Below are 14,415 nucleotides of genomic sequence, written 5' to 3'. Positions count from 1 at the left end.
AGTATAGCACCGCACCGAGAAAGCCCTTCCGGTTGACGAAATTTTGGCTTGAAAAATCGCCGCTACGGCGCAATGTGTCGATCATCGCCGGCCCCGTAAAGCGCCGGTGACTGGGGGACTGGCGCCGTTGCCAGGCAAGAGCACGATAGATGCCCCACTCTGTCAACCTGCTGCTTGGCCGGCTTGCACCAGCGACCTTCGCGCGGCTTGCGCCTTACTTATCAGTGGTTGACCTGAACGCCACAGAAGTGCTTGCCGAGCCTCACCAACAGCTCCAGCGGGTTTATTTCCCGCATTCAGGCATCATCTCCTGCGTCGTCGAGTTGGCCGATGGCTGCGAAATCGAGACCGCCATGATCGGTTGCGATGGCGTGTTCGGCGCGAGCCAGGCGCTCGATCACAAGATGATGCTCAACCGCGTGACGGTTCAGATGAGCGGCAAGGCATCGATCATCGGCTCGGACCGGCTCCGCGCGCTTGCCGGCGAACTGCCGGATTTCAAAGCGATGCTGATGAAGTACGAGCAATTCTTTCTTTCACAGGTGCAACAAACGGCTGCCTGCAATGCCGTCCATGATATCGAAGCGCGCACCTGCAAATGGCTGTCGCGCATGTACGACCTCGCCGGTCCCGATCTGCCGCTGACGCAGGAGTTCTTTGCCGGGATGATGGGAGTCAGGCGCACGAGCGTGACGACCGTGGCCGGCGCATTGCAGAGCGCCGGATTGATCTCCTACAGCCGGGGGCGGCTCCACATCGTCGATATCAGCCAGTTGCGGACGCGGGCCTGCGAATGCGATGAAGTCGTTCGGTCGCACTATCGGCGGGTGTTTCGAGTGGCTGAGGCCAGCGAAATGAATAAGTCGTGACAGGTAGGTTCGGCGATCCGCGCGATAGCTATCTGAAGCCTCAGCGACGAATGCCTCAGCACCGTCTTACCTCAAAAAATATTGGTCAGATCATGACATAAAGACGTGCGAAGACCTCGCGGTTTGAATTGGCTCTCAAGGCCCGATGATGGCACATTGGGCAACGACGAGGCTTCTGCAAAGGGGGTGCCGGCCTTGACCGCGGACGCATTCATTCACCTGCCGGATCTTCGAGCGCGGGTGACACACCCGGAAAAATCGCTGCTGCGGCTGACGCCGGAAATGTTTTCGATGTGGGAGCAGCGTGCGCGGGCCGCAGGATGGCCGGCGGGCTGGCGGCTGCCGGACGAAGCAATCGAGGCGTCCCGGCTTGCGGTGCTCGGCGATCACAAGGCGGGCGACGACCTCTGGATCTATTCCTACGGCTCGCTGATGTGGGACCCCGGATTCCATTTCGCCGAAGTGCGCCTCGCCGACGTCGAAAACTATCAGCGTCGCTTCACGCTGAAGATCAATCTCGGGCGCGGATCGCCCAGCCATCCGGCCTTGATGCTTTCGCTGGAGCCGGGCGAGGGATGCTGCCGCGGATTGGCGTTTCGCATCGCGGCAGATTCCGTGCATGCGGAGTCGGCTATCCTGTGGCGCCGCGAGATGTTGCGCGGCGGCTATGCGCCGGCGATGGTGCCGATGACCACGCCGCAGGGGCCGATCTCGGCGCTCGCCTTTGTCTCGAACCCCGCGCACCCGAGCTATGTCGGCGAACTGCCGCTCGCCGAGACCGCGAACATGATTGCCGGCGGGAAAGGTGTCCTCGGTACCAACAGGGAATATCTGGTGCAACTGGCGGCGCAGCTACAGGCGTTGGGGATCGAGGATCCCTATGTCGCTCAATTGCACGCGCAGATCGATGACGACTCCGGCGCGTGAGGCGCTCGGCTATCGGCGACCTGCTGCGTCTCGGCCGCGGAGTGATACGCGCGGGGGGCTGTCAACAACCGATCGGCCAGACTTGCACGTCGAGCCGCTCGGTTATTGTTGCCTCGCGGCTTACTCTGCCGCAGCGTTGACCGCGATCGGCGAGACGTCCTCGCCACTCTCTTCCAGCTTCCGAGGCAGTCCCGCAAAGCCGCGCAGCGCTTCAGCCATCTTCGCGCGTCCGCTGACGCCGGTGATCACGACATCCACCATCATCAAGGACGTGTGGATGTGGCCACGCGCCTGAAGTTGCTCGACCGGGACGCCTGCGGCAGCCAGCGCCTGGGCATATTCGATACCCTCATCGCGCAGCGGATCGAACTCGCAGGTTGCCACGAACGCCGGGGGCAGGTTCGTCAGATTGCCGCGCAACGGCGATACGCGCGGATCGGTGCGATCGGCGGGCGAACAATAGATGTCCCAGAACCAGAACATCAGCGATCGCGTCAGGAAATATCCGGTCGCATTGTCGGTGTAGGACGGACGGTCGAACCTGCAATCGGTGACCGGGCACACCAGGAGCTGGCCCGCGATCTCAGGCCCGCCGCGGTCGCGCGCGAGCTGGCAAGTGACGGCAGCAATGTTGGCGCCGGCGCTCCAGCCTGCAACCAGCACCGGGCCGGGCCGTCCGCCAAGCTCGGCCGCATGCTCGGCGATCCAGCGCGTCGCCGCATAGCCATCCTCGGCCGCCGCCGGGAAGCGATGCTCGGGCGCGTGGCGGTAGCCGACGCTGACGACGATCATCCCGCTGCGACGGCAGATGTCGCGGCAGAACGGATCGTCGGATTGCTCGTCGCCGATCACCCATCCGCCGCCGTGGAAATAAACCACGATAGGGTGCGGCCCCGGCGTTGCCGGCCGATAGAGGCGGTAGGGCAACAGACCATCGGCACCGTGCAGCACGCCGTCGCCAACCTCGCCGACCGGGCGCCCGGCGGGACGGCCCTTGTTGAATTCGGTGAGGAAGTCGCGCGCGCCCTGCGCTCCAAGTGATTCGATTTGCGGCAGGTTCATTTCCGCCAGCATACCCAGCACCAGCCGCACGTCCGGCTGCAGGCGAACGACTTCGCCGTCGTTGCATTGCTCTGAAACGTTCGGACCCTTCAGCCTGAAGCCGAGCATGCCGCGGCCGACGACCTCGTTGCAGATGCTGCGATAGGGGCCGACGCCGCCGGTATACGGCATCACGCCCTGCGCCTTGCCGGGAACGTTGGCGCCCGTGTACCAGGTATTGGCGAGCCGATGCAGCGTGAGCATTGAGCAGTCCGCCATGTGCTGCGCCCAGCCGGCCTGCGCCGTCTCGGTCGCGTCAATCGTCGTGAAGCCGGCCTCGCGCATCGCCGCCAGCCGGTCGACGACCCAGTCGACATGCTGCTCGATCGAGACCGCCATGTTCGACAGCACCGACGGGCTGCCCGGGCCCGTGATCATGAACAGATTGGGGAAGCCCGCGACGGTGAGCCCGAGATAGGTCTGTGGGCCGTTGGCCCAGACGTCGGACAGCGATTTGCCATCGCGGCCCGTGATCGGATGCACCGCCGTGATGGCGCCGGTCATGGCGTCAAAGCCGGTGGCGAACACAATCAAGTCGACATCGAACGTGCGCTTGTCGGTCGTGATGCCGGTGGCCGTGATCTCTGTGATCGGCTCCTGCCGCAGGTTCACCAGCGTGACGTTGGGGCGGTTGTAGGTGGCGTAGTAGTTGGTATCGAGGCAGGGGCGCTTGGCGCCGAACGGATGGTCGTGCGGGGTCAGCGCTTCGGCCATCTCCGGGTCCGTGACGATGTCGCGGATTTTCTCACGGATCAGGTCGGCGAGCAGTGCGTTGCCGTCAACGTCGACGCCCTGGTCGGCCCAAAGCTGCGTCAGGATGTAGACGAGATCGCCGGTGGCCCATGCCTGCTCGAAACGCTCGCGCCGCTCGGCGTCACTCAATTGCCAGCTCACCGCCATCTGTTGCGGATAGGGGACGCCTGCGAGCGACCAGCGCGCCCGTTCGCGGTAACCGGCGCGGTCGCCTTCGAACATAGCGAGGCGGTCCGCCGGCGCAGCACCATTATGGGCGGGCAGGGCGAAGTTCGGGGTGCGCTGGAACACGGTGAGATGCTCAGCCTGCTCCGCAATCAACGGGATCGACTGGATGCCCGATGATCCGGTGCCGATGACCGCGATGCGCTTGCCGGCGAGCTTGACCTCGTCATGCGGCCAGCGGCCGGTGAAATAGATCTCGCCCTTGAAGTCCTTGACGCCGTCGATCTCCGGCGGTTTTGGTGCGGAGAGACAGCCGGTCGCCATGATGTAGTAGCGGCAGGAAATGCTCGCGCCATTGTCTGTCGTGAGCCGCCAGCGCTCCTCCGTCTGATCCCACTTCGCCGCCGTGACCTTGGTGCGAAAGCGGATATCGCGGCGCAGGTCGTATCGGTCGGCGACGAAGCCGAGGTAGCGCAGGATTTCAGGCTGGGTCGCGTATTTCTCCGACCATTGCCACGCGCTCTCCAGCTTCGGATCGAACGTGTAGCTGTAGTCGATGGTCTGGATGTCGCAGCGTGCGCCGGGATAGCGGTTCCAGTACCAGGTGCCGCCGACGTCGCCGGCTTCCTCGATCACGACAGCCGAGAAGCCGGCCTTGCGTAAGCGATGCAGGAGATAGAGGCCGGCAAATCCGGCGCCGACCACGGCGACATCGACCTGTTGCGTCGTACCGCTGTTCGTCGATTCAGAAGAACGTGCTGCGACCGCTGCGTCTGGCATGCAACTCCTCCCGTGCGTTTTATATTTTGGGGTAGGCTACTGCCGCGTGCCCGGTTTGTCATTAGGGCAATACAATCGTTGGATGTTCATTGCAGGCACGCCCACTCGAGGCGTCCGATCTACGATTTCACCAATTTGTCCGTGCGAAGCAGCGACTTACCCGCGATGCTCTGCGCTCTCTCGACGTCGTCCCTGCGAACGCAGGGACCCCCGCGTGAGCGCACTGCGCTCATCGCGATACCGCGTGGTCTCTCGATATGGCAGCGTGGCAGACACCTCTCGTAAAACTTCCGCCGGTGGTTATGGGTCCCTGCGCCCCGTGCGCAATTGCGCACTAGGCAGGGACGACACTGAGTGTGCTGCGCGCTCGTTCGCTAAACGCGCTTGCGCCGCTCACTCGCGCGGCGGCGCTCGCTTCCGCCGGCCGCCCAGTTCGGGCTGAAAGCGAGCGTGAAGTCGCGAAAGCTCTCGACCGCCGGCGAGAGTGATGCGCTGTTTCGTACGAACATCGCGATCTTCCATTTGACGGCCGGCTGCAGCAGCGGCAGGAAAGTCAGTCCGAAGCCGCGTACCAGCGGCTCCGCCATCGAGGGGCAGATCACGGCGCCCTGTCTCACCCGCAGCATCGACAGCGCGGTGTTCACCCGGTGCACCGGCACCAATTCCCTGGGGTGATGCCGGGGCGGCACGTTGCTCAACACGTTGATGGCGATGTTGGGCATGTAATTGAGCAGCGGCCGCTCGCGCAAATCCTTCCAACTGACCGACTTGGCTTTTGCCAGCGGATCGTCGCCGCGCAACGCTACAAAGAGCGGGTCGGCGCAAATCACATGCGCTTCCACCTGATAATCCGGAACAACGCCGGCCGGTCCGAAGCCGATGTCGGTAGAGCCGTTCTGTAGGCCCCCCAGCACCTCCTGGATCGGCACATCGTCGAAGCGGACGTCAACGCCCGGATGGCTGTCGTTGTAGCCGGCGATGAGCTCCGGCAGCAGCGTGCAGGATAGCGTTTCGGGCGCCGCGACGCGCACCAGTCCACGGCGCAGCTCTTTGAGATTGGTCAGGTTGTCGAGCGCCTCGTCCAGGTTCGAGAGCACGCGCCGGGCCATCGGTGCAAAGGTCTCGCCGACGCTAGAGGCAGAAACCTTGCGGGTCGTGCGGTCCAGCAGGCGGACGCCGACGCGGCTCTCCAGTTCCTTGATCAATCCTGAGAGCGCGGCCTGCGACAGGTGCATGGCCTTGGCGGCTTCCGAAAAGCTCGCGGCCTCCAGCACGGCCACATAGGCGCGCAACTGCCGCAGTGTAACGTCCATCGCCATGCCGCGCCTCCGAGCTTTCGCCGCTTTCCGCATTCATAGGCTACGCTTATCAATTGGTCAAAAAATACACATTGTTCGATAGAAGGCGCGTCTCTATCGTTGCGGTCTCGATAAGACGAAGGGCCAAGCGATCCAGCAATGCGATCGCGCCAACGCGGCTCGATAAAAATGGGACGGACGCGCCGGGCTGCAGCGCTTTTCACGCGGCCCTTTATTCCCAAGAGGCATCCATGAAAGTCACACGCCGAACCCTGCTGGGGACCATCGCCGCCTGCTTCTCGGCCGCTCCAGGCTTTCCTGCGTTTGCCGAGAGCGATTGGCCGTCGCGGCTCGTGCGCCTGGTGTCACCCTACGGGGCCGGCGGGGCAAACGATATCTCGTTGCGTATCCTGGCCGAGCAGCTCGGGCGCAGCTTTGGCCAGCAGTTCATCGTCGAGAACGAGCCGGGGGCGGGCACGCGCATTGCCAACGAACTGGTCGCACGCGCGGCGCCGGACGGATACACTTTCCTCTACGCGGCCGCACCCTTTGCCACCGCCGAAGCCCTGTACGGAAAACTGAAATACGAGCGCAAGGATCTGCAGCCGGCGGCGATGGCCGTCATGGCGCCGCTCTTTCTGATCGTCAACGCCAAGGCGAGCTTCAAGAATCTGCAGGAGCTGATCGCCTACGGCAAGGCACAGCCCGACGGCCTGACCTTCGCCTCTCCGGGCGCCGGCTCGCAGCCGCATCTCGCGGCTGAACTGCTGCTGAGGGACGCCGGAGTCAAGGGCCTCAATGTCCAGTACCGCGGCGATGCGATGGCCTACACCGAGTTGCTCGCCGGCCGCGTCGACGCCACCCTGACCGCGATCAGCACAGCGTTGCCGCATATCCAGAGCGGCGATTTTCGCGTGCTCGGCGTGGCTTCCGCGGCCCGCAGCGACATCTATCCCGCGGCTCCGACCTTGCGCGAGCAGGGCTTTCCAAACGTGGTTGCTTCGGGCTGGTTCGGTTTCATGGCGCCATCAGCCACGCCGCAGCCGATCGTCGAGCGGATGCAGCAAGAGATCAATCGCGCGCTTGCCGACCCCGAAGTGAAGCAGAAGCTGCTCGCCCAGGGACTGGAGGCGCGACCCGGCACCGCCGCCGAGTTCGGCAAATTCATCGACGACGAGACCCGCAAATGGGGCGAGGTGATCCGGGCGGCGGGCCTCAAGGGAGAATAGGCAAGTTACGCCATATGAAGCAGCGACTTATCCGCGATGCTCCGCGCTCTCGGCGTCGTCCCTGCGAACGCAGGGACCCATAACCACCGGCGGAGGTTTTGCGAAAGTCGTCTGCCATGCTGCCAAATCGAGAGATCACGCGGTATGGGTCCCTGCGTTCGCAGGGACGACGATAAGTGTGCTGCGCGCTCGTTCGCTCCGCTATACGCGCTTGCGTCGTTCGCTCGCGCGGCAGCGCTCGCTTCCGCCGGCCGTCCAGTTCGGGCTGAAATCGAGCGCAAGATGCTCTCAGCATGGCGAATGTTACGAGAATAATTTGCGGTCACGAATCTTTCGTTCGTCAGTATAATACTCGCTCCACCACGCCTTCTCGCCGCGCTTTTGCGGCGGCTTGGCCAGTTGCAGTTTCTTTCTGGCCGTCCTGGCTTCGGTTTGCGCAACACGGAAATGGTAGTGATCGAAGATTCTGAGCGCTTCGATCATATAGGACACGGCAATACGCCGGTCCTTTATCAAAAGAAGATTCTCGCCATTCGATGTGTCGGCCGGAGGCGAAAAATTGTAGGAGCCGAAGTAAACTCGCGCGGTCGGTTTGTCGAAATCAATCACCACGAACTTGTGGTGCATTCGATTTCCCCCGCCTCCTTTTGGCTCGGACTTGAAGGGCTCTGGCACGTTTTTCGAAAGTGCCGCTGGAAAGACCGGCTTGACCTTGCCATCCGGCTTTTGAAAATCCAGGCCTCCGACTTTTTTGTCGGAGATGCCGTAGAGAAAGATACCTTCGGCCTTGGCCAGTTTCTTGACCGCCTCGCGAATAGGTCCTTCTGTTTGATACAGAAATGCCAGGGAGAACAGCACGCTCGATTCCGCCGACTGCATGTCTTCCGCAATGCTGTCGAGCAGTGCGTTGTCGCTGATATGCGGAGAGAAGGCAATTTCTGCGTCGATATTGTCGAACCCAAGACTGCTCCACTCGGCTGATCTGGTGGCACCGAAGTCAGAAGCCTTGTCGTTATCCCAGTAACTCTCGAACGCATCAAGAAAGGGCTTGATGGCGGACTCGCCGGTCAGGATGACGGCGTTGTTGGATTGAACATAGAACCCGCGCCACGAGAAATTCGTCGAGCCGCAGACGGCTTTCTTCAGATTTGGTCCATTGACAACGATCGTCTTGTTATGTTGGAGCGCGCCCATTTTCTGGCGCTTCACGTTGTCTTCTCCGGCTGTTTTCATCAGTCGCTTTGCGGCCTGCGACTCTCCCGATTCCGCAGGTCCGTGTTCGCCCGCATTGTCGATGATGATTTTCAGGCGAGAGCCCAGCTTCTCCAATCGGGACACCACTTCAATTTCGCTTAGATCGTATGCAACAACCCGAACCTCAGCGTCTTCATCCTCGATCGCCTGATCCAGAACCTCGAGAATTGCGTGGCGGGCTTCAAAGCCCATCCAGGCGAGCGCCTCATCCTTCTTGGGATGGGTGGGTTTGAACTTGAGACCGTCTTTGGCTTTTGCAGGCAGGAGCTTGGAAATCGTCTCATACCTGTCGACGAATGCTTGCGACAATACGAACCCGCGCGTGTAAGTGACATTGAGCTGATCCGGATAGGTTTCACGGCGCAGTTCAATGGCCGCCTCCTGCGGCTCGCCAAAACTGAGCTCGTCCTGCTTGTTCATGAAAACCGGGGTGACCCGGTAGACGAATTCTCCCGCCAATTCGGCGTTTCGAGGAAAATGCACCCAGCGAAATTTCTGTATGGGCGATTGCATCGTGGTCAGCCGATTTGGATTGGTCTTTCCGTCCGTGCCGGGAAACGCGATCCGGTTCTTCAAGCTAAAGAACCTCGTGCCGTCCGGCTCCTTGTATTCGATTGCGAAGCCGACAAAATCGAGCGGCGGCTCATCGTCCTTCCAATCCATGGCGACCAGAGCCATGCCATCGCCGCGGCGAATCTTGAGCGTAAAGAGCGCGTCGGCGTTGCTTCCCGTGACCTGAAATTCAGACATTAGCTGATACCTCAAGTTGAAGTTCCATGCAACTTTAGGGCGATCTTCGTGCTATCCGCAATGGCGAAGTGACGGCCGGAACAGCTATCTTTGAATTGTCACAGAGACTGCAGTGGCCAAGCCCATATCGAGCGACTATTGGTAGTAACGGGTAGATACTCTGGAAGGCGGGCCCGGCGAGAGATCGTGAGTTTCTTTGAGCGCCTAAAGACAGAAGCGTCCGCGGAGTGGCGGGCCTACACCGAACATCCCTTCACGGAAGGGCTGGCGGACGGCTCGCTCACTGAGGCGGCGTTTCGTCACTACCTCGTTCAGGACTACCTGTTCCTGATCGAGTTTGCCCGCGCCTACGCGCTCGCCGTCTACAAGTCGCCTGGGCTCGCCGACATGCGTGAAGCGGCGGCGGGCCTCTCGGCGATCCTCGACGTCGAGATGAATCTGCATGTGAAGCTTTGCGCCGGCTGGGGCCTGTCGCCGGACGATCTCGAACGGGCCCCTCCGGCGGTCGAGATGCTGGCCTATACACGCTACGTGCTCGACGCGGGGATGCGAGGCGATCTGCTGGCGCTCAAGGTCGCGCTGGCTCCTTGCGTGATCGGCTACGCGGAGATCGCGACGCGGCTCGCCTCAAAGCCCAATGCAACCGCCGCGACGAATCCCTATCATGTCTGGATCGCCGAGTATGCCGGTGCGCCATATCAGGAGGTCGCGGCGAAGGCGCGGGCGCACCTGGATGATCTCGCCGGTCGCTACGTTACGCCGACCCGCGAGGCCGAGTTGATCGCAATGTTCAAGGAAGCTACCCGGCTCGAGGCAGATTTCTGGGAAATGGGTTGGCGCGCGGGCCAGCGTGTTGGATAGTCATCGACGGCGTGCCCGATCGGAAAGCCCCGCGAAACGTGTTTGCCGGCATCGCGCGTGGAAGAATAGCAAGCTCAGTTCGCATACAGGCCTTCGACGATCGGCAATCGCGCAGCCCGCAGTGCCGGAAACAGTCCGCCGATCAGGCCTACGATCAGCGCAAGCGCCACACCCTCGGCGATCAGCCAGGGGCTGAGCTTGAAGTCGAACACCACCTGCGTGAAGTTGCCGCCAAGGGTCGAAGCCGTGACGCCATCGAAAATCAGGTAGGTGGCGGCAGCCCCTAACAGGCCGCCGATGACGGCGAGCAACAGCGATTCGGCCAGCGTCCCGACAAAAGCGGGGAAGCCGCCGAAGCCGATGGCGCGCAGCGTTGCGATTTCCGTCGCGCGCGCTGCGACCGACGAATACATGGTGTTGAGCGCGCCGGCGACCGCCCCCAGCGCCATCGCGATCGCGAGCGGCCAGCCGAGCTTCTGAATCAGATCGGAGGTCTGCGACGCCTGTTCGGCAAAGTAGGCTGCTTCGGATTTGACATCGAGCTTCAACCGCGGATCGTTGTCGCTATAGCTTTTGAGCTCATCCAGTGCGGCCGGCCCGGTGAGGCGTGCGCGCACGGTCTGGACGATGTTGTTGCGGTTGAACAGGCTCTGCACCACGTTGAGATCGGCCCAGATCTCGGATTCGAACACGCTGCCGCCGGACTCGAACACGCCGACGACGTTCCAGCGCGTGGCGCCGAACGATACGGTAGAGCCGAGGTCCAGCCCTTCGAACTCGCGCAGCAGGGCTTTGCCGACCACCACCTCATTGCTGCCGCGATTGAACATGCGGCCGGCGGTGATGGTGATGCCCTTGCGCAACTCGCTGCCCTGTTCGCCGATCCCGCGCAGCGGCAGATTGGCCTTGGTTTTGGTCGAACGCTTGATGCCGTCGACCACAAGATAGAGTTCCGGCGAGATCAGGGGCTTGCCGTCGTTGCCGCGCGCGATGCCGGGCCCGTCCTCGATCAGCCGCACCTGATCGCGGCTCACCGTGCTGTTGATTTCGGCCTGCGAGCCGGCCCGCAGCACGATCGCGATGTCATCGGCTCCGGAGCCTGCGATGGTGCGCTGGAAGCCGTTGGCCATCGCCAGGAATGCGAGCAGCACGATCACCACCAGCGCGATCGCGATCACGGTCGAAAGCGACAGCCAGCGCCGCTGTCCAATGCTTTTGAGATTGATGGCGGTGACCGCCGCGACTTGAAGCCAAAGCGAGCGCATGCTTATCCCCGTCCGAGCGCGGTTGCAATTTTGAGCCGCATGGCGTTGAGCGCGGGAATGATGCCCGTGATCAGCCCCAGCGCGATCATCAGCGCCAACCCCTGCAGGACGATGGTCGACGATACCGAAAAGGCGGGCGCGACGTTGGCCAGGCTGTTGCGGAGCGCCATCGCGATCAGCGCCGCGATCGCCAGTCCGGGAATGCCGCCGAGCAGCGCCAGCAACACGGATTCGCCGAGCACCATCGTGAGGATCCGCGGGCCCGAAAAGCCGAGCGTCTTCAGCACGCCGATCTCACGCGTTCGCTCCCGGATCGACAGCGCCATGGTATTGCCGACGATCATCAGGATCGTGACGAAGGCGGCGCCAACCACCAGCAGCACGATCAGGGCGATATTGCCGAACTGCGCCGCGAACGCCTTGCCGAATGCCTTTTCGGTGTCGGTCGAGGTCTCTGCGGTGGAATTGGCGAACATCGCGTCGATCGCCTTTGCCACGCGATCGTTGTTTTCGGGCGAAGTGGTCTGCAGGATCATCCAGCCGATGGTGTCCTTGCCGAAACTGCGGGTTTCGTCGAAATAGGGGTACTGGAACAGGAGAAAGTTGGTGTCGACGTGCTCGGCCTTGCCCTTGACGATGCCGGCAATGGTGAGATCCCAAGTGTGGCCGCCGCTCTTCTGGCTGAAGATGTTGCTATTGAGAGGAATGCGATCACCGATCTTCCAGCCCCACTTCTGCGCCAGGCTTTCGCCGACCACCGCGCTGCCGCGGTCACGCATGAAGGCCTGAAGCTGTTCGGGCGGGACTTCGAATTCGCTGCGATACACGTCGAAATAGGTGTTCGGCTCGATCGCGAGCGCCATGATGAAGTTCTTCGGGTCCTGATAATAGCCGCCGAACCAGTTGGCGAAGGTCACCTGCCGTACCCCTTCCACCGCGCGCACGCGAGTGAAGTAGGCGATCGGCATCGGCTGGGTAAAGTTGATCTTGTTGACGGTGATCATCCTATCAGCGGCGGCGGCATCCTCGCCGGCCGTGAAGGCGCGGTAGAATCCGGCGAGCACGCCGAAGATCATGAAGGCGATCAGGATCGACACGATCATCAGCACCGCGCGCAGTTTGCGGCGGAACAGGTTTTTCCGGACCAGGTCGAAGTCGTTCACGCCGCAAGCTCCCGTTCGACGAACCGGCCCTTGTCGAGATGCAGCACGCGCTTGGCGTAGTTTGCCGCCGCAGGATCGTGCGTCACCATCACGATGGTCTTGCCGAGTTCGCCATTGAGCAGTTGCAGGATCGTAAGGATCTCGTCGGCGGATTGCCGATCGAGATCGCCGGTCGGTTCGTCGCACAGCAGCAGGTTCGGGTCCGACACGATGGCGCGTGCAATCGCAACGCGCTGCTGCTGGCCGCCCGACATTTCCCGCGGACGGTGCTTGGTGCGATCGGCGAGCCCGACCACGGAAAGCGCGGTGTGAACGCGCTCGGCGCGCTCCTTGCTGCGCAATTTGGTCAGCAGCAACGGCAGCTCCACGTTCTGCGCCGCTGTCAGCATCGGCATCAGATTATAGAACTGGAAGATGAAGCCGATATTGGCGGCCCGCCAGGCGGCAAGTTCGCCCTCGGAGAGGCCGTCGATGCGCTGGTCCGCGACCGCAATCTCGCCGGCGTCGGCGCGGTCGATGCCCCCGAGCAGATTGAGCAGCGTGGTCTTGCCCGAACCGGACGGTCCCATGACGGCAATGAAATCGCCGCGGGGAATCGCAAGATCGAGATGATCGAAGATCGAGATCGTCTCCTTCCCCTTGGTGAAACGCTTAGCTACGCCGGTAAGGCGAACGATCGGATGCTCGGCTGTCACGCTTGTCTCCTCTAAGGCTTCCGGCTGTAGGCTATTTCGCGGCGGTGGCTTCAGCGGCGCCATTTGCCTTGGCATCGCGCAGAAAGTTCACCTTCACCGCCATGTCGGGCAGAATGCGCGGGTCCTTCTTGTCGAAGCGGATGCGAACCTTGACCGTGGCCTTCTCGCGGTTCGCAGTCGGCACGATGGCGATCACCGAGGCGGGAATGGTCCAGTCCGGATAGGCATCCAGCATCGCGTTGACGGCGCCTCCGGGGGTGACCCGGCCGATGAAGGCTTCGTTGACGTCGACTTCGATTTCGATCGAATCCATGTCGACGATCGTGCAGATACCGGTGCGCGTGTAGCCGCCGACCGACATCGGTGAAATCATCTCGCCCGGCTGGGCGCTGCGGTCGATGACGACGCCGGCAAATGGCGCCCGGATCTGATGCTTGTCGAGCATCGAGCCGCTGCGCTTGGCGTCGATCTTGGCGGTCTCGAATTGCGACTGCGCCTGGCGCAATTGCGCGCTGAGCACGCCGACCCGGGCCTGCGCCTTGGTCAGGTCGGCCTCGGTCGCAAAATTCTTCTGCGATAGCGTTTGTACGCGCGACATGATCCGGGTCGCGTCCTCCAGATCGGCCGTGATCGCGGCGATCGCGGCGTCAGCAGTCTCGGCGCGCGAGCGGGCCAGCTCATAATCCTTTTCGGCAAGCACGCTATCGAGCCGCGCGACGATCTGGCCCTCGGTCACCGTCATGCCTTCGTCGATGAAGACCTCGACCACTTTGCCGGTGATCTCGGCCGCAACGGTTGCCTTGCGGCGCGCCACCACATAGCCGGAGGCCGCCAGATTGCCGGCCGCCTTGTTATTCGTTGCAACCTGCTGAGGGGGCTGTGGCGTCTGCGGCTGTGCGGCGGGCTGCTGTGCGGTCTGCGATGCGGTCTCCTTGGGCGAGTCTTGCCTGGAAAATTCAAAAGCGGCAAAGGCGGCGAATGCGACGACGACGCCGGCGACAACGGCCGCCGAGATCGGCAGCCAGCGGCGACCAGACCGTTCCCGTTCCGGCTTGCCGGCGCTGCGATCGATGGTCAGCGATCTCAGCAATTCGCTCTTGTCTTTAGTCATTGTTTATTTCCATCCGGCTGCTCGCTGACTTCCGCGCGGGCGGCATCGTTCTCGCGCAGGTAGCCTCGCTCACAGCCGGTCTATATGTCTCGCCGTCGCAGGGGCGGCCCCCAGCCCTTAGTGAAGCGGCGACCCCAGCTCGGTTGTAAATCCCGTTAAGCTCTCGCGAGCGCCAGGCGGCACCCGTTTTTCGA

The 14,415-nt window shown here is 62.4% G+C and carries 11 protein-coding genes; 4 read left to right on the top strand and 7 right to left on the bottom strand.

What is annotated here, in order from left to right; genetic code table 11:
- Positions 1–149: 149 nt before the first annotated feature.
- Both GWE18_RS16475 and GWE18_RS16470 read left to right on the top strand, forming a co-directional pair.
- The gene (locus tag GWE18_RS16475; protein WP_275186745.1) at positions 150–869 is read left to right on the top strand and encodes a Crp/Fnr family transcriptional regulator; all 720 of its coding nucleotides are present in this window, start codon (positions 150–152) and stop codon (positions 867–869) included.
- 195 nt (positions 870–1,064) lie between these two features.
- The gene (locus GWE18_RS16470) at positions 1,065–1,796 is read left to right on the top strand and encodes a gamma-glutamylcyclotransferase (RefSeq protein WP_275186744.1); all 732 of its coding nucleotides are present in this window, start codon (positions 1,065–1,067) and stop codon (positions 1,794–1,796) included.
- A 120-nt stretch (positions 1,797–1,916) separates the two neighbouring features.
- On the opposite strand, the gene GWE18_RS16465 is transcribed toward GWE18_RS16470, so the two are convergent.
- Together GWE18_RS16465 and GWE18_RS16460 are read right to left on the bottom strand one after the other, a co-directional pair.
- Positions 1,917–4,595, bottom strand: coding sequence for an alpha/beta hydrolase fold domain-containing protein (locus tag GWE18_RS16465; RefSeq protein ID WP_275186743.1), 2,679 nt, complete (start codon positions 4,593–4,595; stop codon positions 1,917–1,919).
- 374 nt (positions 4,596–4,969) lie between these two features.
- Complete coding sequence (locus GWE18_RS16460) at positions 4,970–5,914, bottom strand: LysR family transcriptional regulator (protein WP_275186742.1); 945 nt, start codon at positions 5,912–5,914, stop codon at positions 4,970–4,972.
- Positions 5,915–6,144: 230 nt separating this feature from the next.
- Here GWE18_RS16460 and GWE18_RS16455 point away from each other — a divergent pair, with 230 nt between their 5' ends.
- Positions 6,145–7,122: a tripartite tricarboxylate transporter substrate binding protein gene (locus tag GWE18_RS16455; RefSeq protein ID WP_275186741.1), complete on the top strand. Its 978-nt coding sequence runs from the start codon at positions 6,145–6,147 to the stop codon at positions 7,120–7,122.
- A gap of 303 nt (positions 7,123–7,425) precedes the next feature.
- Here the strand turns inward: GWE18_RS16455 and GWE18_RS16450 are convergent, their stop codons facing one another.
- Entirely contained in the window at positions 7,426–9,126 is a 1,701-nt protein-coding gene (locus GWE18_RS16450) for a phospholipase D-like domain-containing protein (RefSeq protein ID WP_275186740.1), read from the bottom strand.
- A 186-nt stretch (positions 9,127–9,312) separates the two neighbouring features.
- Here GWE18_RS16450 and tenA point away from each other — a divergent pair, with 186 nt between their 5' ends.
- The gene (tenA, locus tag GWE18_RS16445; protein WP_275186739.1) at positions 9,313–9,987 is read left to right on the top strand and encodes a thiaminase II; all 675 of its coding nucleotides are present in this window, start codon (positions 9,313–9,315) and stop codon (positions 9,985–9,987) included.
- Between the two features lie 74 nt (positions 9,988–10,061).
- Here the strand turns inward: tenA and GWE18_RS16440 are convergent, their stop codons facing one another.
- Genes GWE18_RS16440 through GWE18_RS16425 form a run of 4 tightly spaced genes read right to left on the bottom strand, consistent with a single transcriptional unit; the run spans position 10,062 to position 14,221 of the window.
- Positions 10,062–11,252 carry an ABC transporter permease gene (locus tag GWE18_RS16440; RefSeq protein ID WP_275186738.1) on the bottom strand — a complete coding sequence of 397 codons (1,191 nt, stop codon included), beginning with the start codon at positions 11,250–11,252 and terminating at the stop codon, positions 10,062–10,064.
- Positions 11,253–11,254: 2 nt separating this feature from the next.
- Complete coding sequence (locus tag GWE18_RS16435; RefSeq protein ID WP_275186737.1) at positions 11,255–12,415, bottom strand: ABC transporter permease; 1,161 nt, start codon at positions 12,413–12,415, stop codon at positions 11,255–11,257.
- Positions 12,412–13,110 carry an ABC transporter ATP-binding protein gene (locus tag GWE18_RS16430; protein WP_275186736.1) on the bottom strand — a complete coding sequence of 233 codons (699 nt, stop codon included), beginning with the start codon at positions 13,108–13,110 and terminating at the stop codon, positions 12,412–12,414. Before GWE18_RS16430 ends, GWE18_RS16435 begins: the two co-directional genes overlap by 4 nt.
- Before the next feature lie 31 nt (positions 13,111–13,141).
- Positions 13,142–14,221: an efflux RND transporter periplasmic adaptor subunit gene (locus GWE18_RS16425; RefSeq protein WP_275186735.1), complete on the bottom strand. Its 1,080-nt coding sequence runs from the start codon at positions 14,219–14,221 to the stop codon at positions 13,142–13,144.
- Positions 14,222–14,415 lie beyond the last annotated feature (194 nt).

Origin of the sequence: Bradyrhizobium sp. CSA112 (genome assembly GCF_029051645.1) — a bacterium.
Lineage (GTDB): Bacteria > Pseudomonadota > Alphaproteobacteria > Rhizobiales > Xanthobacteraceae > Bradyrhizobium.
This window is presented reverse-complemented; position numbering and strand designations above follow the sequence as displayed.

Bases quoted from the DNA above. Each gene is read 5' to 3' on its own strand.
- GWE18_RS16475 (WP_275186745.1), top strand. From the start codon at position 150: ATGCCCCACTCTGTCAACCTGCTGCTTGGCCGGCTTGCACCAGCGACC.
- GWE18_RS16465 (WP_275186743.1), bottom strand. From the start codon at position 4,595: ATGCCAGACGCAGCGGTCGCAGCACGTTCTTCTGAATCGACGAACAGC.
- GWE18_RS16460 (WP_275186742.1), bottom strand. From the start codon at position 5,914: ATGGCGATGGACGTTACACTGCGGCAGTTGCGCGCCTATGTGGCCGTG.
- GWE18_RS16455 (WP_275186741.1), top strand. From the start codon at position 6,145: ATGAAAGTCACACGCCGAACCCTGCTGGGGACCATCGCCGCCTGCTTC.
- GWE18_RS16450 (WP_275186740.1), bottom strand. From the start codon at position 9,126: ATGTCTGAATTTCAGGTCACGGGAAGCAACGCCGACGCGCTCTTTACG.
- GWE18_RS16440 (WP_275186738.1), bottom strand. From the start codon at position 11,252: ATGCGCTCGCTTTGGCTTCAAGTCGCGGCGGTCACCGCCATCAATCTC.
- GWE18_RS16425 (WP_275186735.1), bottom strand. From the start codon at position 14,221: ATGACTAAAGACAAGAGCGAATTGCTGAGATCGCTGACCATCGATCGC.